This is a genomic window from Schleiferilactobacillus shenzhenensis LY-73, assembly GCF_000469325.1.
GTDB classification, from domain to species: domain Bacteria; phylum Bacillota; class Bacilli; order Lactobacillales; family Lactobacillaceae; genus Schleiferilactobacillus; species Schleiferilactobacillus shenzhenensis.
Map to the genome: position 1 here is coordinate 9,679 of NZ_KI271582.1, position 574 is coordinate 10,252.

Annotated in this window: 1 CRISPR repeat array. The window is 53.8% G+C overall.

Going from position 1 to position 574, the window contains the following annotated elements:
• Nucleotides 1-33 precede the first annotated feature (33 nt).
• Nucleotides 34-552: a CRISPR direct-repeat array (repeat unit 34 nt; unit sequence GTCGCATCCTCTTGGGGGGTGCGTGAATTGAAAT).
• Nucleotides 553-574 lie beyond the last annotated feature (22 nt).

Below are 574 nucleotides of genomic sequence, written 5' to 3' on the forward strand. Positions count from 1 at the left end.
ATGGTCATGTCGTGGTGGCCGGTTTGTGTCCGCGTCGCATCCTCTTGGGGGGTGCGTGAATTGAAATTGTCGGCTACGGGTAATAGTTCCATATCCCGCTCCCGTCGCATCCTCTTGGGGGGTGCGTGAATTGAAATATTGACTGGTGACCCGGATGTTGTAGTCGGTGCGTAGTCGCATCCTCTTGGGGGGTGCGTGAATTGAAATACCTTGGCTTTCAATGTAACGACGGATCACTTCAAGTCGCATCCTCTTGGGGGGTGCGTGAATTGAAATATTTTGACGGGCTCGCCGGTCTTGTCGTCCCATACGGTCGCATCCTCTTGGGGGGTGCGTGAATTGAAATAAACTGCCTGCAAGCCAGCCAAGTCCGACTGTACTGTCGCATCCTCTTGGGGGGTGCGTGAATTGAAATTGGAAACCGGATGACCACTTGACGATGGCCTTCCGTCGCATCCTCTTGGGGGGTGCGTGAATTGAAATCCGGACAATCAGCCGCAATTGCTTGAGCACATCATGTCGCATCCTCTTGGGGGGTGCGTGAATTGAAATCAGTCCTTGCCGAAGCCCGTAG